The organism is Klebsiella sp. K5-204, assembly GCF_030128585.1.
GTDB lineage: Bacteria > Pseudomonadota > Gammaproteobacteria > Enterobacterales > Enterobacteriaceae > Klebsiella > Klebsiella quasipneumoniae.
On the sequence record NZ_JAKUZS010000008.1, the window covers coordinates 36,798 to 51,869 of the forward strand.

Genomic DNA, 15,072 nt, shown 5'->3' on the forward strand with positions numbered 1-15,072 from the left:
GCAATGATCTCAGGAGATAGAATGATGATTACTCTGCGCAAACTTCCACTGGCGGTCGCCGTCGCGGCAGGCGTTATGTCTGCTCAGGCGCTGGCTGTCGATTTCCATGGCTACGCGCGTTCCGGCATTGGCTGGACCGGCAGCGGCGGCGAGCAACAGTGCTTCAAAGCGACCGGCGCTCAAAGTAAATACCGTCTTGGTAACGAATGTGAAACCTATGCGGAACTGAAGCTGGGCCAGGAGCTGTGGAAGGAAGGAGATAAGAGTTTTTATTTCGATACTAACGTTGCCTATTCCGTGAATCAGGAAGATGACTGGGAAAGCACCTCTCCGGCGTTCCGTGAAGCCAACATCCAGGGTAAAAACCTGATCGACTGGCTGCCGGGCTCCACGCTGTGGGCGGGTAAACGCTTCTATCAGCGTCATGACGTTCACATGATCGACTTCTACTACTGGGATATCTCCGGCCCAGGTGCAGGTCTGGAAAACGTTGACCTTGGCTTCGGTAAGCTCTCTCTGGCCGCTACCCGTAACTCAGAAAGCGGCGGCTCTTATACTTTCTCCAGCGATGACACCAAGAAATATGCTGCGAAAACTGCCAACGACGTCTTTGACATCCGTCTGGCGGGCCTGGAAACCAACCCGGGCGGCGTGCTGGAGTTAGGCGTCGATTACGGCCGTGCGAACCCGCAGGATGACTATCGCCTGGAAGACGGCGCGTCGAAAGACGGCTGGATGTGGACCGGTGAACATACTCAGTCCATCTGGGGCGGCTTCAACAAGTTTGTGGTTCAGTACGCCACTGACGCAATGACCTCCTGGAACAGCGGCCACTCTCAGGGAACCAGCATCGATAACAACGGCAGCATGATCCGCGTTCTGGATCACGGCGCGATGGACTTCAACGATGACTGGGGCCTGATGTACGTTGCGATGTACCAGGACGTGGATCTGGACAGCAAAAACGGCTCCACCTGGTACACCGTGGGTGTTCGTCCGATGTACAAATGGACGCCGATCATGAGCACCCAGCTGGAAATCGGTTACGACAACGTGAAATCTCAGCGTACCAGCGAAAACAACAACCAGTACAAAATTACTCTGGCTCAACAGTGGCAGGCAGGCAACAGCGTCTGGTCTCGTCCGGCTATCCGTATCTTCGCAACCTACGCGAAGTGGGATGAAAACTGGGGCTACAGCAACACCTCTGGTCTGCAGACGAAAGACAGCAGCGGAAGCGGCGCTTTCACCTCCAGCCGCGGTGACGACAGCGAAGTTACCTTCGGTGCCCAGATGGAAGTGTGGTGGTAATACCGTCCGCAGGACGGGTGTAACCTGGGAGGGGCATCGGCCCCTCCTGACTATTCAGGGTTAGCGCGCTATTGCCTGGCTACCGCTAAACCGATGCTATCCAAGGTGAGAAGAATGAAAATGAAGAAAACTCTCGTCGCTCTGTGTTTATCCGCAGGGATGTTGGCATGCGTGCCGGGGATGAGCCTTGCCGATGTTAACTTTGTACCGCAGAACACCAGCGCCGCGCCGTCTATTCCAGCCAGCGCGCTGCAGCAGCTGATCTGGACGCCTGCCGATCAATCGAAGACGCAGAGCGTAGATTTAACCACCGGCGGTCAACGCCTGGATGTTCCAGGGATCGTCGGACCGGTCGCCGCCTGGAGCGTGCCGGCCAATATCGGTGAGCTGACCCTGACCCTCGACAGCGAACTGAACAAACATAAGCAGATTTTTGCGCCGAACGTGCTGATTCTCGACCAGAACATGACGCCAGCGGCGTTCTTTCCCAGCAACTACTTTACCTATCAGCAGCCGGGCGTGATGACTGCCGATCGCCTGGGCGGTGTGATGCGCCTGACCCCGGCGCTGGGCCAGCAGAAGCTCTATGTGCTGGTGTTTACTACTGAGAAAGATCTCCAGCAGACCACCACCCTGCTGGATCCGGCGAAGGCCTATGCCAAAGGCGCAGGCAATGCGGCGCCGGACATCCCGGATCCGATCGCCAAACATACCACCGATGGCGTGCTGAAGCTGAAAGTGAAAACCAACAGCACCTCCAGCGTGCTGGTGGGGCCGCTGTTCGGCTCCTCCGGCCCGGGCCCGGTCACCGTCGGTAACACCGCGGCGCCGGTAGCTGCGCCAGCCGCCGCAGCCGCTGCGGCGCCGGCCGCCAAAAGCGAACCGATGCTCAGCGATACCGAGACCTACTTCAACAACGGTATTAAGCAGGCGGTGAAACAAGGTGACATCGACAAAGCCCTGAAATTGATGAACGAAGCTGAGCGCCTCGGCTCCAAATCCGCTCGTTCCACCTTTATCAGCAGTGTAAAAGGCAAGGGGTAATCGTCTCCCCACAATGCTGATGTTTAGGCACAGCCTTTAGGTGCATCCTCCGGGATGCACCTTTTTTTGCACGCGCGGCGGTCTGTTGCATGGCTGTTGCGTGAATGATCGTATATTGACGTTTGCCCGCCACCAACCGCCTATTCTGCGATACAATGCTCTCACGTTATGTACCGGAGAATCAGGCATGTCCCATCCTGCGCTTACGCGACTGCGTGCGCTGCGCTATTTTGCCGTTATGCCGCCCCTGGCGACGCCCCTGAGTGACTGGCTGCTGCTGGAGGACTCAATGACCCAGCGTTTTGAGCAACAAGGAAAGCAGGTCACCGTCACCCTGGTTAACGAAGGGTATATCGGGCGTGAGGCGCTGGCTGACGAAGCGGCGCTGTTGCCCGACGAGCCGCGCTACTGGCTGCGGGAGATTATACTCAATGCCGATGGCGAGCCCTGGCTGGCCGGGCGCACGGTGGTGCCGGAGTCGACGCTGTGTGGGCCGGAGCTGGCGCTACAGCAGCTCGGGCAGACCCCGCTGGGCCGATACCTGTTCACGTCGTCGACGTTAACCCGCGATTTTATTGAAATTGGTCGCGATGCAGCGCTGTGGGGGCGTCGTTCCCGCCTGCGGCTGAGCGGCAAACCCCTGCTGCTGACCGAGCTGTTTTTGCCTGCGTCGCCGTTGTACTAAGAGGAAGAAAAAATGGAGTGGAGTCTGTCGCAGAATAAGCTGTTGGCGTTTCATCGCCTGATGCGCACTGACAAACCGATCGGCGCCTTGCTGCTGCTGTGGCCGACGCTGTGGGCGCTGTGGGTGGCCTCGCCGGGCGTCCCGCCGCTGTGGATCCTGGCGGTATTCGTCGCCGGCGTCTGGCTGATGCGCGCCGCCGGCTGCGTGGTGAATGACTATGCCGATCGAAAATTTGATGGTCACGTAAAGCGTACCGCCCGCCGTCCGCTGCCGAGCGGCGACGTCACCGAGAAAGAGGCGCGAACGCTGTTTATCGTTCTGGTGCTGCTCTCCTTCCTGCTGGTGCTCACCCTCAACACCATGACGATTTTGCTGTCGGTGGCGGCGCTGGCGCTGGCGTGGGTCTATCCGTTTATGAAGCGCTACACCCATCTGCCGCAGGTGGTGCTGGGGGCGGCCTTTGGCTGGTCGATCCCAATGGCCTTCTCGGCCGTCAGCGAATCGCTGCCGCTGAGCTGCTGGCTGATGTTCCTCGCCAACATTCTGTGGGCGGTGGCCTACGATACCCAGTATGCGATGGTGGATCGCGATGACGACGTCAAGATCGGCATTAAATCGACGGCGATCCTGTTCGGCGAAAACGATCGTCTGATTATCGGTATCCTGCAGGTGGCCGTGCTGGCGCTGATGGGCGCGGTAGGCTGGCTGAACGGGCTGGGCTGGGAATACTACTGGTCGCTGTTCGTGGCGGCGGGTCTGTTTGGCTGGCAGCAGAAGCTTATCTTCAATCGCGACCGCGATAACTGCTTTAAAGCGTTTATGAACAATAACTACGTCGGGCTGGTGCTGTTCCTCGGCCTGGCGATGAGCTACCTGTAAAATCCCTGTCCCCATCCCCCCGGTTTGCCGGGGGGCGAGGAGGACAGCAAACGCCGCGTTACGCGTCGTCCTGCGTGACGCTTTCGATCGTCAGACGTACATCCGACGTAATCAAATCCGCCAGCATCCGATAGACCTTCAGGGTCTCTTCCGGCTCGGCATCGCCCGTATCGCTGATATAGCCTTCATCGCGCAGGGTCAGCACCAGGGTACTGAACACCGCTTTATCGAAGAACTCCGGCGCGTTGATGCCATGCAGCACCGACAGGCGCTGAGCCACGGTACGGCTCTCTTTCTCCAGCGAGCTGCGGTTGATAGACGGGTTAGCGCTCAGCAGCCAGAAGGTAATGGCGTAGCGCTGCAGCGTCTCGCGGGCGCCTGCGGCCAACAGCTGCAGAGAGCGAGAGTGCGACGGGTTGAGGCACATCACATCGCCATCGATGACGATCAGCTCCTGACGCAGCATCTCGGCAATCAGCGCATCCATCACTCCGGCCAGCTCCGCTTTTTCCCAGCGCAGGAACAGCTCGGCTTTGAGGAACGGATAGAGCGTTTCCACATGGCGCAGCACTTCGGCGCGGCTGAGATGACGATGCTGAGTCACCAGGGCGGCTAACAGCGACGGCATCACCAGCATATGGGCGATGTTGTTGCGATAGTAGGTCATCAGCACCGCCTGCTCGCGCGGCAGAATGATGATGTCGCCAATGGTGTCTTTCTCGACTTCGAACTTGTTCATCTGCAGCGCGTGGTCGATAAGCTCGCTGGCCGAAGCGGACGGCGCGGTGGCATCCGGCGAATAGGGCACATTGCGCAGCAGCGCGAGGTAACACTCCAGCTGCTGGGTGAGCTGCTCACGGGTCAGCGAACGCTGGCGGGAGGCCAGCAGCGCCGTACAGCAGAGGTTCATGGCGTTGGCCGCGCCGGCGTTGTTGATGCGTACCATCAGGTCAGCGGCGATGTTATTCACCGTCGGCGTCAGCCAGGAAGGGCGGACCGCTTCGATCGGGTCAATCGCTTCCCGCCACTCCGGCACATGGTGGTTCAGATAGGTCATCAGCGGCAGCGGTTCGCCGAAGTTAACGTAGCCCTGGCCAAGATTGCGCAGCTTGCTTAAGCCGCGCACCATCTGCGGCAGACTCTCTTTCTCTTTGGTGGCGCCGCGCAGCTCTTTGGCATAGGTCCCTACCTCCATCACGTGCTCGTAGCCGATGTAAATCGGCACCAGGGTGATCGGCCGGGTGCCGCCGCGCAGCATCGCCTGGATGGTCATCGACAGCGTACCGGTCTTCGGATCGAGCAGACGGCCGGTACGGGAGCGGCCGCCTTCGACGAAATACTCTACGGAATAGCCGCGGCTGAACAGTTCGCCAAGGTACTCGCGGAACACCGTGGAGTAGAGCTTATTGCCCTTAAAGGTGCGGCGAATAAAGAACGCGCCGAGGCGGCGGAAGATTGGCCCGGCTGGCCAGAAGTTAAGGTTGATACCCGCCGCGATATGCGGTGGCACCAGCCCCTGGTGGTACAGGACGTAAGAGAGCAGCAGATAGTCCATGTGGCTGCGGTGGCAGGGGACATAGACAATCTCATGGCCATCGTGCGCCAGCTGGCGTACGCGCTCGGCGTTATGCACGTTGATGCCCTGGTACAGGCGGTTCCAGGTGAAGCCGAGAATGCGGTCGGTCAGGCGGATCATCTCGTAAGAGAAGTTCGCGGCAATCTCTTCCATCAGCGCAATCGCGTTCTGCTGGGCCTTCTCGTGGGAAATTTTCTTGCTGCGCGCTTCGTCTTCCACCGCCCGGGCAATGGCCTTCGACGCCAGCAGCTTGTTAAACAGATCCTGGCGGGCCGGCAGACGCGGGCCGACGGCGGCCAGGCGCTGGCGGGCAAAATGCATCCGCGCGACGCGTGCCAGTTTCTGGGCGATGATCTTATCGGTACCGTGCTCATCCGCCATGCGGCGCAGCGATACGGAAGGCGAGAAGCGCACGAAGCTGTCGCGGCCGAGCCAGGAGACGGCGAAAAATTTCTGAATGCCGTTAAGCATCCGCAGCGGCGGATTAACTTCCCCTTTCTCACGACCCGGCGAGCGGCCGAACATCACCGACACCGGCACCATTTGCACATCGAGATCCGGATGGTTGCGGTGCAGATCGAGGTAGTCGTGGAACAGCTTGATGGACTCTTCTTTTGGCGTGTAGTAGGTGAATACGCGCGGCCCGCCGTGGATGAATACGTAGCGCGGCAGCAGGGCGCCGTCGATTTCCAGCGGTTCAAGCGGGTCAGGTAAATCATGCGCCAGACATTGGGCGCGCAGCGTCAGCAGGTCCGCCTTGGAGTTATAGGGCAGGACGTACATGACCGGACGCGAGGTATCGAGTCCTAATTCCTGAGCAGGCTCTGCCGGAATAGACTTGCTTTTTACCAGCACCCGTAATGGTAAATTCAGTAATTTATAGTAAATTCGTTGCCAGCCGGACATAAACGATGTGAAGCCTCTGGTTAATCATGCAAATGCGCGGCAAGAATAACAGAAAGCGGGCAAAATTTCCGTTACCGCGCGGCAAACGCGTACACTCATCGACGTCATTTACATAAAAAGGTTTTGTGATGGCCAATAATACCACCGGGTTAACCCGAATCATTAAGGCGGCAGGTTACTCCTGGAAAGGATTTCGCGCGGCGTGGATCAACGAGGCCGCGTTTCGTCAGGAAGGTGTCGCCGCCATCGTGGCCGTCGCGATAGCCTGCTGGCTGGACGTCGACGCCATCACCCGCGTATTGCTGATTGGCTCGGTCCTGCTAGTGATGATAGTCGAAATTCTCAACAGCGCGATTGAGGCGGTCGTGGACCGTATTGGCTCGGATTATCACGAGCTTTCAGGGCGCGCCAAAGACATGGGGTCGGCGGCGGTCCTGCTGGCGATAATCATCGCGCTGATCACCTGGGGAACGCTGCTGTGGAGCCATTATCACTAACGTTCTTCGCTAACCCTCGCAAAATATAAACAATCTGCCGATTTTTGTGTGCCATGTGGTTCCAAAATCACCGTTAGCTGTATATACTCACAGCATAACTGTATATACACCCAGGGGGCGGAATGAAAGCGTTAACGACCAGGCAGCAAGAGGTGTTTGATCTCATTCGGGATCATATCAGCCAGACGGGCATGCCGCCGACGCGTGCGGAGATTGCTCAGCGCTTGGGGTTCCGTTCCCCAAACGCGGCGGAAGAACACCTGAAAGCGCTGGCGCGTAAAGGCGCAATCGAGATCGTCTCCGGCGCCTCGCGCGGTATCCGCCTGCTGACGGAAGAAGAGCACGGCCTGCCGCTGATCGGCCGCGTCGCCGCCGGTGAGCCGCTGCTGGCGCAGCAGCATATTGAAGGCCACTATCAGGTCGACCCGTCGATGTTCAAGCCCAACGCCGATTTTCTGCTGCGCGTCAGCGGGATGTCGATGAAAGACATCGGTATTCTGGATGGCGATCTGCTGGCGGTCCACAAAACCCAGGATGTGCGTAACGGCCAGGTGGTGGTAGCGCGCATTGACGATGAAGTGACGGTGAAGCGCCTGAAAAAGCAGGGCAACGTCGTCGAACTGTTGCCAGAAAACAGCGAATTTACCCCTATCGTTGTCGATCTGCGTCAGCAGAGTTTTACCATTGAGGGTCTGGCCGTTGGCGTGATCCGTAATGGAGAATGGCTGTAACGCCTGCCCCCGCGCAGCGTCATCTGATGCATGACGCTGCGACGTTTGTCCTCAATCAGGTCTCCGAACATGCTGCTCAACGCTGCCGATAAAGCGCTGTGGCGCCTTGCACTCCCCATGATTTTCTCCAATATCACCGTCCCGCTGCTGGGGCTGGTGGATACCGCGGTGATCGGCCACCTTGACAGCCCGGTATACCTCGGCGGCGTCGCGGTCGGAGCGACGGCCACCAGTTTCCTGTTTATGCTGCTGCTGTTTCTTCGCATGAGTACCACCGGGTTGACCGCTCAGGCCTGGGGGGCCAAAGATCCGCTGCGACTGGCACGGGCGCTGGTGCAGCCGCTGGCTCTGGCGCTGGGCGCCGGGGTGTTGATTATCCTGTTTCGCCTGCCGTTGATTAACCTCGCCCTGCATATCGTCGGCGGCAGCGAGGCGGTTCTCGAGCAGGCGAGACGGTTTCTCGATATCCGCTGGCTCAGCGCTCCCGCGTCGCTGGCCAACCTTGTGCTGCTCGGCTGGCTGCTGGGGGTCCAGTATGCCCGGGCGCCGGTGATTTTGCTGGTGGTCGGTAATCTGTTGAATATTGTGCTCGACCTGTGGCTGGTGATGGGCCTGCGGATGAACGTCCAGGGGGCGGCGCTGGCCACGGTCACCGCGGAGTACGCCACTCTCATTATCGGCCTGATGATGGCGAAGCGGGTGCTAACGCTGCGCGGCGTGTCGCTGGCGATGCTGAAAAACGCCTGGCGCGGCGACATGCGCCGTCTGCTGGCGTTGAATCGCGACATCATGCTGCGCTCCCTGCTGCTGCAGCTGTGCTTTGGCGCGCTGACCGTCTACGGCGCCCGTCTGGGCAGCGATATCGTGGCGGTCAACGCCGTACTAATGACCATGCTGACCTTTACCGCCTACGCGCTGGATGGCTTTGCCTATGCCGTGGAGGCCCACTCCGGCCAGGCCTACGGCGCGCGCGACGGCAGCCAGCTGCTGGAGGTGTGGCGGGCGGCCTGCCGGCAGTCCGGTATGGTGGCGCTGGCGTTTGCCCTGGTTTACAGCCTGGCGGGGGAGTACATCATCGCGCTGTTAACCTCGCTGCCTTCCCTGCAGCAGCTGGCCGATCGCTATCTGATCTGGCAGACTATCCTGCCGGTGGTCGGGGTCTGGTGCTATCTGCTGGACGGCATGTTTATCGGCGCGACGCGCGGCGCGGAGATGCGGAACAGTATGGCGGTCGCCGCGGCCGGCTTCGCCGTGACGCTGCTTACGGTCCCGGCGCTCGGCAATCACGGCCTGTGGCTGGCGCTGGCGGTGTTTCTCGCGCTGCGAGGCCTGTCGCTGGCGCTGATCTGGCGCCGCCACTGGCGACGCGGCACCTGGTTTAGTTAGCCCTTTCTCTAGCTCGCCATTATCGGTGAACGTCCTCCGGTCGCGCCAGGCTTGCCGGAGCGACTCAGTAGCCCGGCCGAGCGTAGCGCGTGCCGGGAAAACCACCTTCAGCGTTTCCAATGAGGGCTATGGTTAAAAATTCCGAATAACGAATCGGAGCCAGCATTCTCATCTATAGTTAATACCATGTCCGGCACAAAACGGGCTGTAAACCCACCGAATGATGAGGACGTTATCATGAATAAAGACGAAATCGGCGGTAACTGGAAACAGTTGAAAGGTAAAGCCAAGGAACAGTGGGGCAAACTTACCGATGACGATATGACCGTAATCGAAGGGAAGCGCGACCAGCTGGTCGGCAAAATTCAGGAGCGTTACGGCTATGAGAAAGATCAGGCTGAGAAAGAAGTCTCAGACTGGGAGCATAAGAACGACTATCGCTGGTAGCGTTCCGTGATCCGAAGAATGAAGCATTTGTGTTAGTGCCTGTCTAAATGGCGCAGGGATGCGCCGTTAACCCTTTTTCCCGCTGCGGCTGCCGCTCAGCGGGCTTTCTTTTTGAGCTGAATCGTATGATCGTGCTGGCAGTGTCCCGGCGTGCTGCAGGCTTCCACTTCCACGCAGCTCGCGCAAAGGCCATGAGCTTCAATCACGTTGTGGCGCAGGGCGAAGCCCATTCTGGCCGCCAGCGTGTGCATGATATCTTCCACCCCTTCAGCCGCCTCTTCCTTCACCACGCCGCAGCGGTCGCAGATAAACATGGCCGAGCTGTGGGTTGGCTGGTCAAAGAGATGACACAGCACATAGCTGTTGGTCGATTCCACCTTGTGGACAAAACCCTGCTCGAGTAAAAACTCCAGCGCGCGGTAGACCGTCGGCGGCTTCGCCTGCGGCTCTTTCTCACGCAGCAGATCCAGCAGGTCGTAGGCGCTGATTGCCCCTTGCTGCAGGCTCATCAGGCGCAACACTTCCAGACGCTGTGGGGTCAGGCGTACGCCGCGTTGCGCACACAGCTTTTCAGCATGCGCTAACATCTCTTGCGAAGGGGACTTATCCATGAGCATCCTCAGGTTGCGTGAAATTGAATCTGTTACTTTATCACGTTCCGCGGAAAACGCCGAGACCCGACGGGTGATGCGGGTCATACTTCAGATTGTCGGCGCCAGTCCACTCCCTGGCGCTGGCCGCTGACGCTCGTGGAGGCTGCGCTTTAGCCGGTCGCTAAAACCGTCATGCCCGATTTAATCGCAACACGCCTGACCCAGGGTATGCTATATCTGAAGTGTCTCATTTTCGGGAGAAAACGATGAAACGACCTGATTGCATTCGCCACTGGCGCGAACTGGAAGGGCCCGACGATGCCACTTATCCCGACAGCCCGGAGCGTTTTTCCATTGGCGCGCCGCTGGGGCGCGGTTTACGCCTCAACCGGCTGGGGATCCACCACGAGAGACTGCCGCCCGGGCGGCGCACCTCTTACCCGCACGCGGAGAGCGATGAGGAAGAGTTCATCTATGTGCTGGAGGGCTATCCGGAAGTGTGGATAAATGGCTATCTCTGGAAGCTGGAGCCGGGCGATAGCGTGGGTTTCCCCGCCGGCACCGGCGTTTGCCACACCTTTCTCAATAACACCGAGCAGGAGGTTCGTCTGTTGGTGGTGGGTGAGGCCAACAAAAAGTACAACCGAATTTACTACCCGCTCAATCCCGGCTATGCCGCGACGCGCCAGGATCGCTGGGTTGATCATCCGCCGCAGTTCTTTGGCCCACATGACGGCAAACCGCGGATAAAGTAATCGACACCGGGAAGGGGCGAAGCGCGGCGCACTACGCGCCTGTGGTTTATCTTTATGCTATAGTAGCGCCCCTTTTTACCCGGATGCTTATTTATTCGCCATGATGCCTGAATCAACGTCACCTGTTTTTCCTGCTCACCGCTTCTCCATCGCGCCGATGCTCGACTGGACTGACCGGCATTGCCGCTACTTCCTGCGGCTGCTGTCGCGGCATACGCTGCTGTATACCGAAATGGTGACCACCGGGGCGATTATTCACGGCAAAGGGGACTATCTGGCCTATAGCGAAGAAGAACACCCGGTTGCTCTGCAGCTCGGCGGCAGCGATCCGCAGGCCCTGGCGCAGTGCGCGAAGCTGGCCGAGGCGCGCGGCTATGATGAGATCAATCTCAACGTCGGCTGCCCCTCCGATCGGGTGCAGAACGGGATGTTTGGCGCCTGTCTGATGGGGAACGCCCAGCTGGTGGCCGACTGTATCAAAGCGATGCGCGATGTGGTGTCGATCCCGGTCACGGTGAAGACCCGTATCGGCATCGACGACCAGGATAGCTATGAATTCCTTTGCGATTTCATTGAGACGGTCTCCGGCAAGGGCGAATGTGAGATGTTTATTATTCACGCCCGCAAAGCCTGGCTCTCCGGTCTGAGCCCGAAAGAGAACCGCGAGATCCCGCCGCTGGATTACCCCCGCGTCTGGCAGCTGAAGCGCGACTTCCCCCATCTGACGATGGCGATTAACGGCGGCATCAAATCGCTGGATGAAGTCAGAGCACAGCTTGAGCATATGGATGGGGTGATGGTCGGGCGTGAGGCCTATCAGAATCCGGGCATTCTGGCTTCGGTCGACCGGGAGATTTTCGGCGTCGCCGGCGCGGATGCCGATCCCGTGGCCGTCGTGCGGGCCATGTACCCGTATATTGAGCGCGAGCTCAGCAAGGGTACTTATCTGGGCCATATCACCCGTCATATGCTGGGACTGTTTCAGGGTATCCCGGGCGCCCGCCAGTGGCGTCGCTACCTGAGCGAGAATGCGCATAAAGCCGGCGCCGACATTGCGGTGCTGGAGCAGGCCCTGAAGCTGGTGGCCGATAAGCGTTAGTTTCTCACCAAAACCTGGTGAAATTGACCACGCCTCGCACACCATTGCGGGGCGTTTTCTTTTAAATTCAGTTGGTTATTGTTGGCATGTTTTTTGTAAAACCTGCAGAGCGACGTATCAATGACTGTGGGGAGAGAGCCATGCTGGAACTGTTATTTGTCATCGGATTTTTTGTCATGCTGCTGGTCACCGGCGTATCGCTGTTGGGGATTATCGCCGCCATCGTGGTGGCTACGGCGCTGATGTTCGTCGGCGGTTTGTTTGCTTTAATGATTAAATTGCTGCCGTGGCTGCTGTTGGCGGTGGTGGTGGTGTGGGTTATTCGGGCACTGAAAACCCCGGACGGAAACGCTTTTCGCGACAATAACCGTTGGCGTTACTAAGGTATTGAGGGGTATGTCACAACCTGAACAATTTTGCACAGAACCGCGTAGGCATTACTGCGCAAATCTGTCACTATTAGCGCGTTAACGAATTCATCGCGCTGTACCCTACATACAGCCGAACTAAAAAAAAAGTAAGGGCTTCCCAGGTGGAAGCCCTAAACTTTTGTCCCTTTGTCCGCTTACGGCAGCAGCAGACTCGACCCCTGTGTCACCCGGCTCTCCAGAACTTCATGCGCCCGTCGCGCTTCGGTCAGCGGATAGGTCTGACTTTCGGGCACGTCCACTTTAATCACGCCGCTGGCGATCAGCGAAAACAGCTCACTGCAGGCTTCCGCCAGCTCTTCCCGGTTGGTGATATAGCCCTGCAGCGATGGGCGGGTGACGTACAGAGAACCTTTCTGGTTCAGGATCCCCAGATTAACGCCGGTTACCGGGCCGGAGGAGTTGCCAAAGCTGACCATCAGGCCGCGGCGTTGCAGACAGTCCAGAGAGGCTTCCCAGGTATCTTTCCCTACCGAGTCATAGACCACGGCGACTTTCTTACCGTCGGTGAGCGCTTTGAGCCGCTCCGCGATAGGTTCTTCGCGATAGTTAATCACCTGCCAGGCGCCCGCCGCTTTGGCGCGCTGCGCCTTCTGCGCGCTGCCGACGGTGCCGATAAGTTTCGCCCCCAGCGCTTTCGCCCACTGACAGGCTATCAGCCCCACGCCGCCGGCGGCTGCGTGAAACAGGAACATCTCATCAGGCTTAATTTCATAGGTTTTACGCAGCAGATACCAGACCGTTAATCCCTTGAGGAACGACGCGGCGGCCTGTTCGAAAGAGATGGCGTCCGGGAGGACCGCCGCTTTGTCGGCCAGCACATTGTGCACCGTGCTGTAGGCGCCGAGCGCCGACTGGGCGTACACCACCCGATCGCCTGCCTTAATGTGCGATACCCCGTGGCCAACTTTACTGACGACGCCGGCCGCTTCGGTGCCGAGGCCGCTCGGCAGCGAGGGCGGCGGATAGAGGCCGCCACGAACATAGGTGTCGATATAATTGATACCGATGGCTTTGTTTTCGACCTGAATTTCATGCTCAGCGGGATCGCGGGGCGTGAATTCAACCGCCTGAAGCACCTCCGGCCCCCCGTGTTTTGAAAATTCGATGCGTGTTGCCATGTTCGCTCCTGTGTTGTTCTGAGATTATCCAGTAAGCTTAACAGCCTGCGGCGGCGGCGACGGATTTTCTTACCCGCCTCAGGCCAGTCACGCTGAATGGGTTCTTTAGCGGCAATGGCTTTCTCGCTATACTGTCACGCTCTTTTCCGTATCGGTGAAACGTTAGGCTATGGCAGGAAATAAACCCTTCAACAAACCACAGACAGAAACCCGCGAACGCGATCCGCAGCTCGCCGGGCTGAAAGTCCCGCCGCACTCGATTGAAGCGGAGCAGTCGGTGTTGGGCGGTTTAATGCTGGATAACGAGCGCTGGGACGACGTCGCCGAACGCGTCGTTGCCGACGACTTTTATACCCGTCCGCATCGTCATATCTTTACCGAGATGGCGCGCCTGCAGGAGTCGGGCAGCCCGATTGACCTCATCACCCTTGCGGAGTCGCTGGAGCGTCAGGGACAGCTGGACAGCGTGGGCGGCTTCGCCTATCTGGCTGAACTGTCCAAAAATACTCCCAGCGCGGCAAACATCAGCGCCTATGCCGACATCGTGCGCGAACGCGCGGTCGTGCGCGAGATGATCTCGGTGGCCAATGAAATCGCCGAGGCCGGCTTCGACCCGCAGGGGCGAACCAGCGAAGATCTGCTCGACCTCGCCGAGTCCCGCGTCTTTAAAATCGCTGAAAGCCGGGCCAATAAAGACGAAGGGCCGAAAAACATCGCCGATGTCCTCGACGCCACCGTCGCCCGAATCGAACAGCTGTTCCAGCAGCCCCACGACGGCGTTACCGGGGTCAACACCGGCTACGACGACCTCAACAAAAAGACCGCCGGCCTGCAGCCGTCGGATCTGATTATCGTCGCCGCCCGTCCGTCGATGGGTAAAACGACCTTCGCCATGAACCTCGTGGAAAACGCAGCGATGCTGCAGGACAAGCCGGTACTCATCTTCAGTCTCGAGATGCCCTCGGAACAGATCATGATGCGTTCTCTGGCCTCGCTGTCGCGCGTCGATCAGACCCGCATTCGTACCGGTCAGCTGGACGATGAGGACTGGGCGCGGATCTCCGGCACCATGGGCATTCTGCTGGAAAAACGTAACATCTATATCGATGACTCCTCCGGCCTGACGCCGACGGAAGTGCGTTCCCGCGCGCGGCGTATCGCTCGCGAGCACGGCGGTATCGGGCTGATTATGATCGACTACCTGCAGCTGATGCGCGTGCCGTCGCTCTCCGACAACCGTACCCTTGAGATCGCCGAAATCTCCCGCTCGCTGAAGGCGCTGGCCAAAGAGCTGCAGGTGCCGGTGGTGGCGCTGTCGCAGCTGAACCGCTCGCTGGAGCAACGTGCCGATAAACGCCCGGTCAACTCCGACCTGCGTGAGTCCGGCTCTATCGAACAGGATGCCGACTTAATCATGTTCATTTACCGTGATGAGGTCTATCACGAGAACAGCGATCTGAAGGGCATCGCGGAAATTATCATTGGTAAACAACGTAACGGCCCGATCGGCACCGTGCGACTGACCTTCAACGGCCAGTGGTCGCGTTTCGATAATTATGCTGGCCCCCAGTATGATGATGAGTAATCCTTCCTCCTTCTTTAATTAAGGAATTC

The 15,072-nt window shown here is 58.8% G+C and carries 15 protein-coding genes and 1 pseudogene; 12 read left to right on the forward strand and 4 right to left on the reverse strand.

Annotation, left to right across the window (positions count from 1 at the left end; translation table 11 throughout):
- Positions 1 to 21: 21 nt before the first annotated feature.
- The 4 genes from MKR05_RS20475 (at position 22) to ubiA (ending at position 3,919) form a co-directional block, all read left to right on the forward strand.
- Positions 22 to 1,311, forward strand: coding sequence for a maltoporin (locus MKR05_RS20475; protein ID WP_002884747.1), 1,290 nt, complete (start codon positions 22 to 24; stop codon positions 1,309 to 1,311).
- Between the two features lie 114 nt (positions 1,312 to 1,425).
- The gene (gene malM / locus MKR05_RS20480) at positions 1,426 to 2,355 is read left to right on the forward strand and encodes a maltose operon protein MalM (RefSeq protein WP_008807310.1); all 930 of its coding nucleotides are present in this window, start codon (positions 1,426 to 1,428) and stop codon (positions 2,353 to 2,355) included.
- A gap of 187 nt (positions 2,356 to 2,542) precedes the next feature.
- On the forward strand, positions 2,543 to 3,040 hold the full coding sequence (gene ubiC, locus MKR05_RS20485) for a chorismate lyase (protein WP_048296430.1): 498 nt from the start codon (positions 2,543 to 2,545) through the stop codon (positions 3,038 to 3,040).
- A gap of 12 nt (positions 3,041 to 3,052) precedes the next feature.
- Positions 3,053 to 3,919 (forward strand): 4-hydroxybenzoate octaprenyltransferase, encoded by an 867-nt coding sequence (gene ubiA, locus MKR05_RS20490; RefSeq protein WP_002884808.1) that lies wholly within the window; start codon positions 3,053 to 3,055, stop codon positions 3,917 to 3,919.
- Between the two features lie 58 nt (positions 3,920 to 3,977).
- Here ubiA and plsB read toward each other — a convergent pair whose 3' ends face one another.
- Positions 3,978 to 6,401 carry a glycerol-3-phosphate 1-O-acyltransferase PlsB gene (gene plsB / locus MKR05_RS20495; RefSeq protein ID WP_048296431.1) on the reverse strand — a complete coding sequence of 808 codons (2,424 nt, stop codon included), beginning with the start codon at positions 6,399 to 6,401 and terminating at the stop codon, positions 3,978 to 3,980.
- Between the two features lie 128 nt (positions 6,402 to 6,529).
- On the opposite strand from plsB, the gene MKR05_RS20500 reads away from it, so the two are divergent.
- The 3 genes from MKR05_RS20500 (at position 6,530) to dinF (ending at position 9,015) form a co-directional block, all read left to right on the forward strand.
- On the forward strand, positions 6,530 to 6,898 hold the full coding sequence (locus MKR05_RS20500) for a diacylglycerol kinase (protein WP_004206290.1): 369 nt from the start codon (positions 6,530 to 6,532) through the stop codon (positions 6,896 to 6,898).
- A 122-nt stretch (positions 6,899 to 7,020) separates the two neighbouring features.
- On the forward strand, positions 7,021 to 7,629 hold the full coding sequence (lexA, locus tag MKR05_RS20505) for a transcriptional repressor LexA (RefSeq protein WP_004206291.1): 609 nt from the start codon (positions 7,021 to 7,023) through the stop codon (positions 7,627 to 7,629).
- A gap of 69 nt (positions 7,630 to 7,698) precedes the next feature.
- Complete coding sequence (dinF, locus tag MKR05_RS20510; protein WP_044525128.1) at positions 7,699 to 9,015, forward strand: MATE family efflux transporter DinF; 1,317 nt, start codon at positions 7,699 to 7,701, stop codon at positions 9,013 to 9,015.
- Between the two features lie 60 nt (positions 9,016 to 9,075).
- Here dinF and MKR05_RS20515 read toward each other — a convergent pair.
- Positions 9,076 to 9,187 (reverse strand): annotated as a pseudogene (locus tag MKR05_RS20515) (hypothetical protein); the annotation flags it as partial.
- Positions 9,188 to 9,252: 65 nt separating this feature from the next.
- Here MKR05_RS20515 and MKR05_RS20520 point away from each other — a divergent pair.
- Complete coding sequence (locus tag MKR05_RS20520; RefSeq protein WP_023291626.1) at positions 9,253 to 9,462, forward strand: CsbD family protein; 210 nt, start codon at positions 9,253 to 9,255, stop codon at positions 9,460 to 9,462.
- A 95-nt stretch (positions 9,463 to 9,557) separates the two neighbouring features.
- On the opposite strand, the gene zur is transcribed toward MKR05_RS20520, so the two are convergent.
- On the reverse strand, positions 9,558 to 10,073 hold the full coding sequence (gene zur / locus MKR05_RS20525) for a zinc uptake transcriptional repressor Zur (protein WP_023291627.1): 516 nt from the start codon (positions 10,071 to 10,073) through the stop codon (positions 9,558 to 9,560).
- A gap of 248 nt (positions 10,074 to 10,321) precedes the next feature.
- Between zur and MKR05_RS20530 the strand changes: the two genes are divergently transcribed.
- The 3 genes from MKR05_RS20530 (at position 10,322) to pspG (ending at position 12,292) form a co-directional block, all read left to right on the forward strand.
- The gene (locus MKR05_RS20530) at positions 10,322 to 10,810 is read left to right on the forward strand and encodes a cupin domain-containing protein (protein WP_023291628.1); all 489 of its coding nucleotides are present in this window, start codon (positions 10,322 to 10,324) and stop codon (positions 10,808 to 10,810) included.
- 100 nt (positions 10,811 to 10,910) lie between these two features.
- A complete protein-coding gene (dusA, locus tag MKR05_RS20535; RefSeq protein WP_072199093.1) occupies positions 10,911 to 11,909 on the forward strand; it encodes a tRNA dihydrouridine(20/20a) synthase DusA in 999 nt (332 codons plus the stop codon).
- Positions 11,910 to 12,049: 140 nt separating this feature from the next.
- Positions 12,050 to 12,292, forward strand: a complete 243-nt coding sequence (gene pspG / locus MKR05_RS20540; protein ID WP_004206297.1) for an envelope stress response protein PspG — start codon at positions 12,050 to 12,052, stop codon at positions 12,290 to 12,292.
- 182 nt (positions 12,293 to 12,474) lie between these two features.
- On the opposite strand, the gene MKR05_RS20545 is transcribed toward pspG, so the two are convergent.
- Positions 12,475 to 13,458, reverse strand: a complete 984-nt coding sequence (locus MKR05_RS20545; RefSeq protein WP_048296432.1) for a quinone oxidoreductase — start codon at positions 13,456 to 13,458, stop codon at positions 12,475 to 12,477.
- A 169-nt stretch (positions 13,459 to 13,627) separates the two neighbouring features.
- Between MKR05_RS20545 and dnaB the strand changes: the two genes are divergently transcribed.
- Positions 13,628 to 15,043: a replicative DNA helicase gene (dnaB, locus tag MKR05_RS20550; RefSeq protein ID WP_002884942.1), complete on the forward strand. Its 1,416-nt coding sequence runs from the start codon at positions 13,628 to 13,630 to the stop codon at positions 15,041 to 15,043.
- The last annotated feature ends 29 nt before the right edge of the window (positions 15,044 to 15,072 follow it).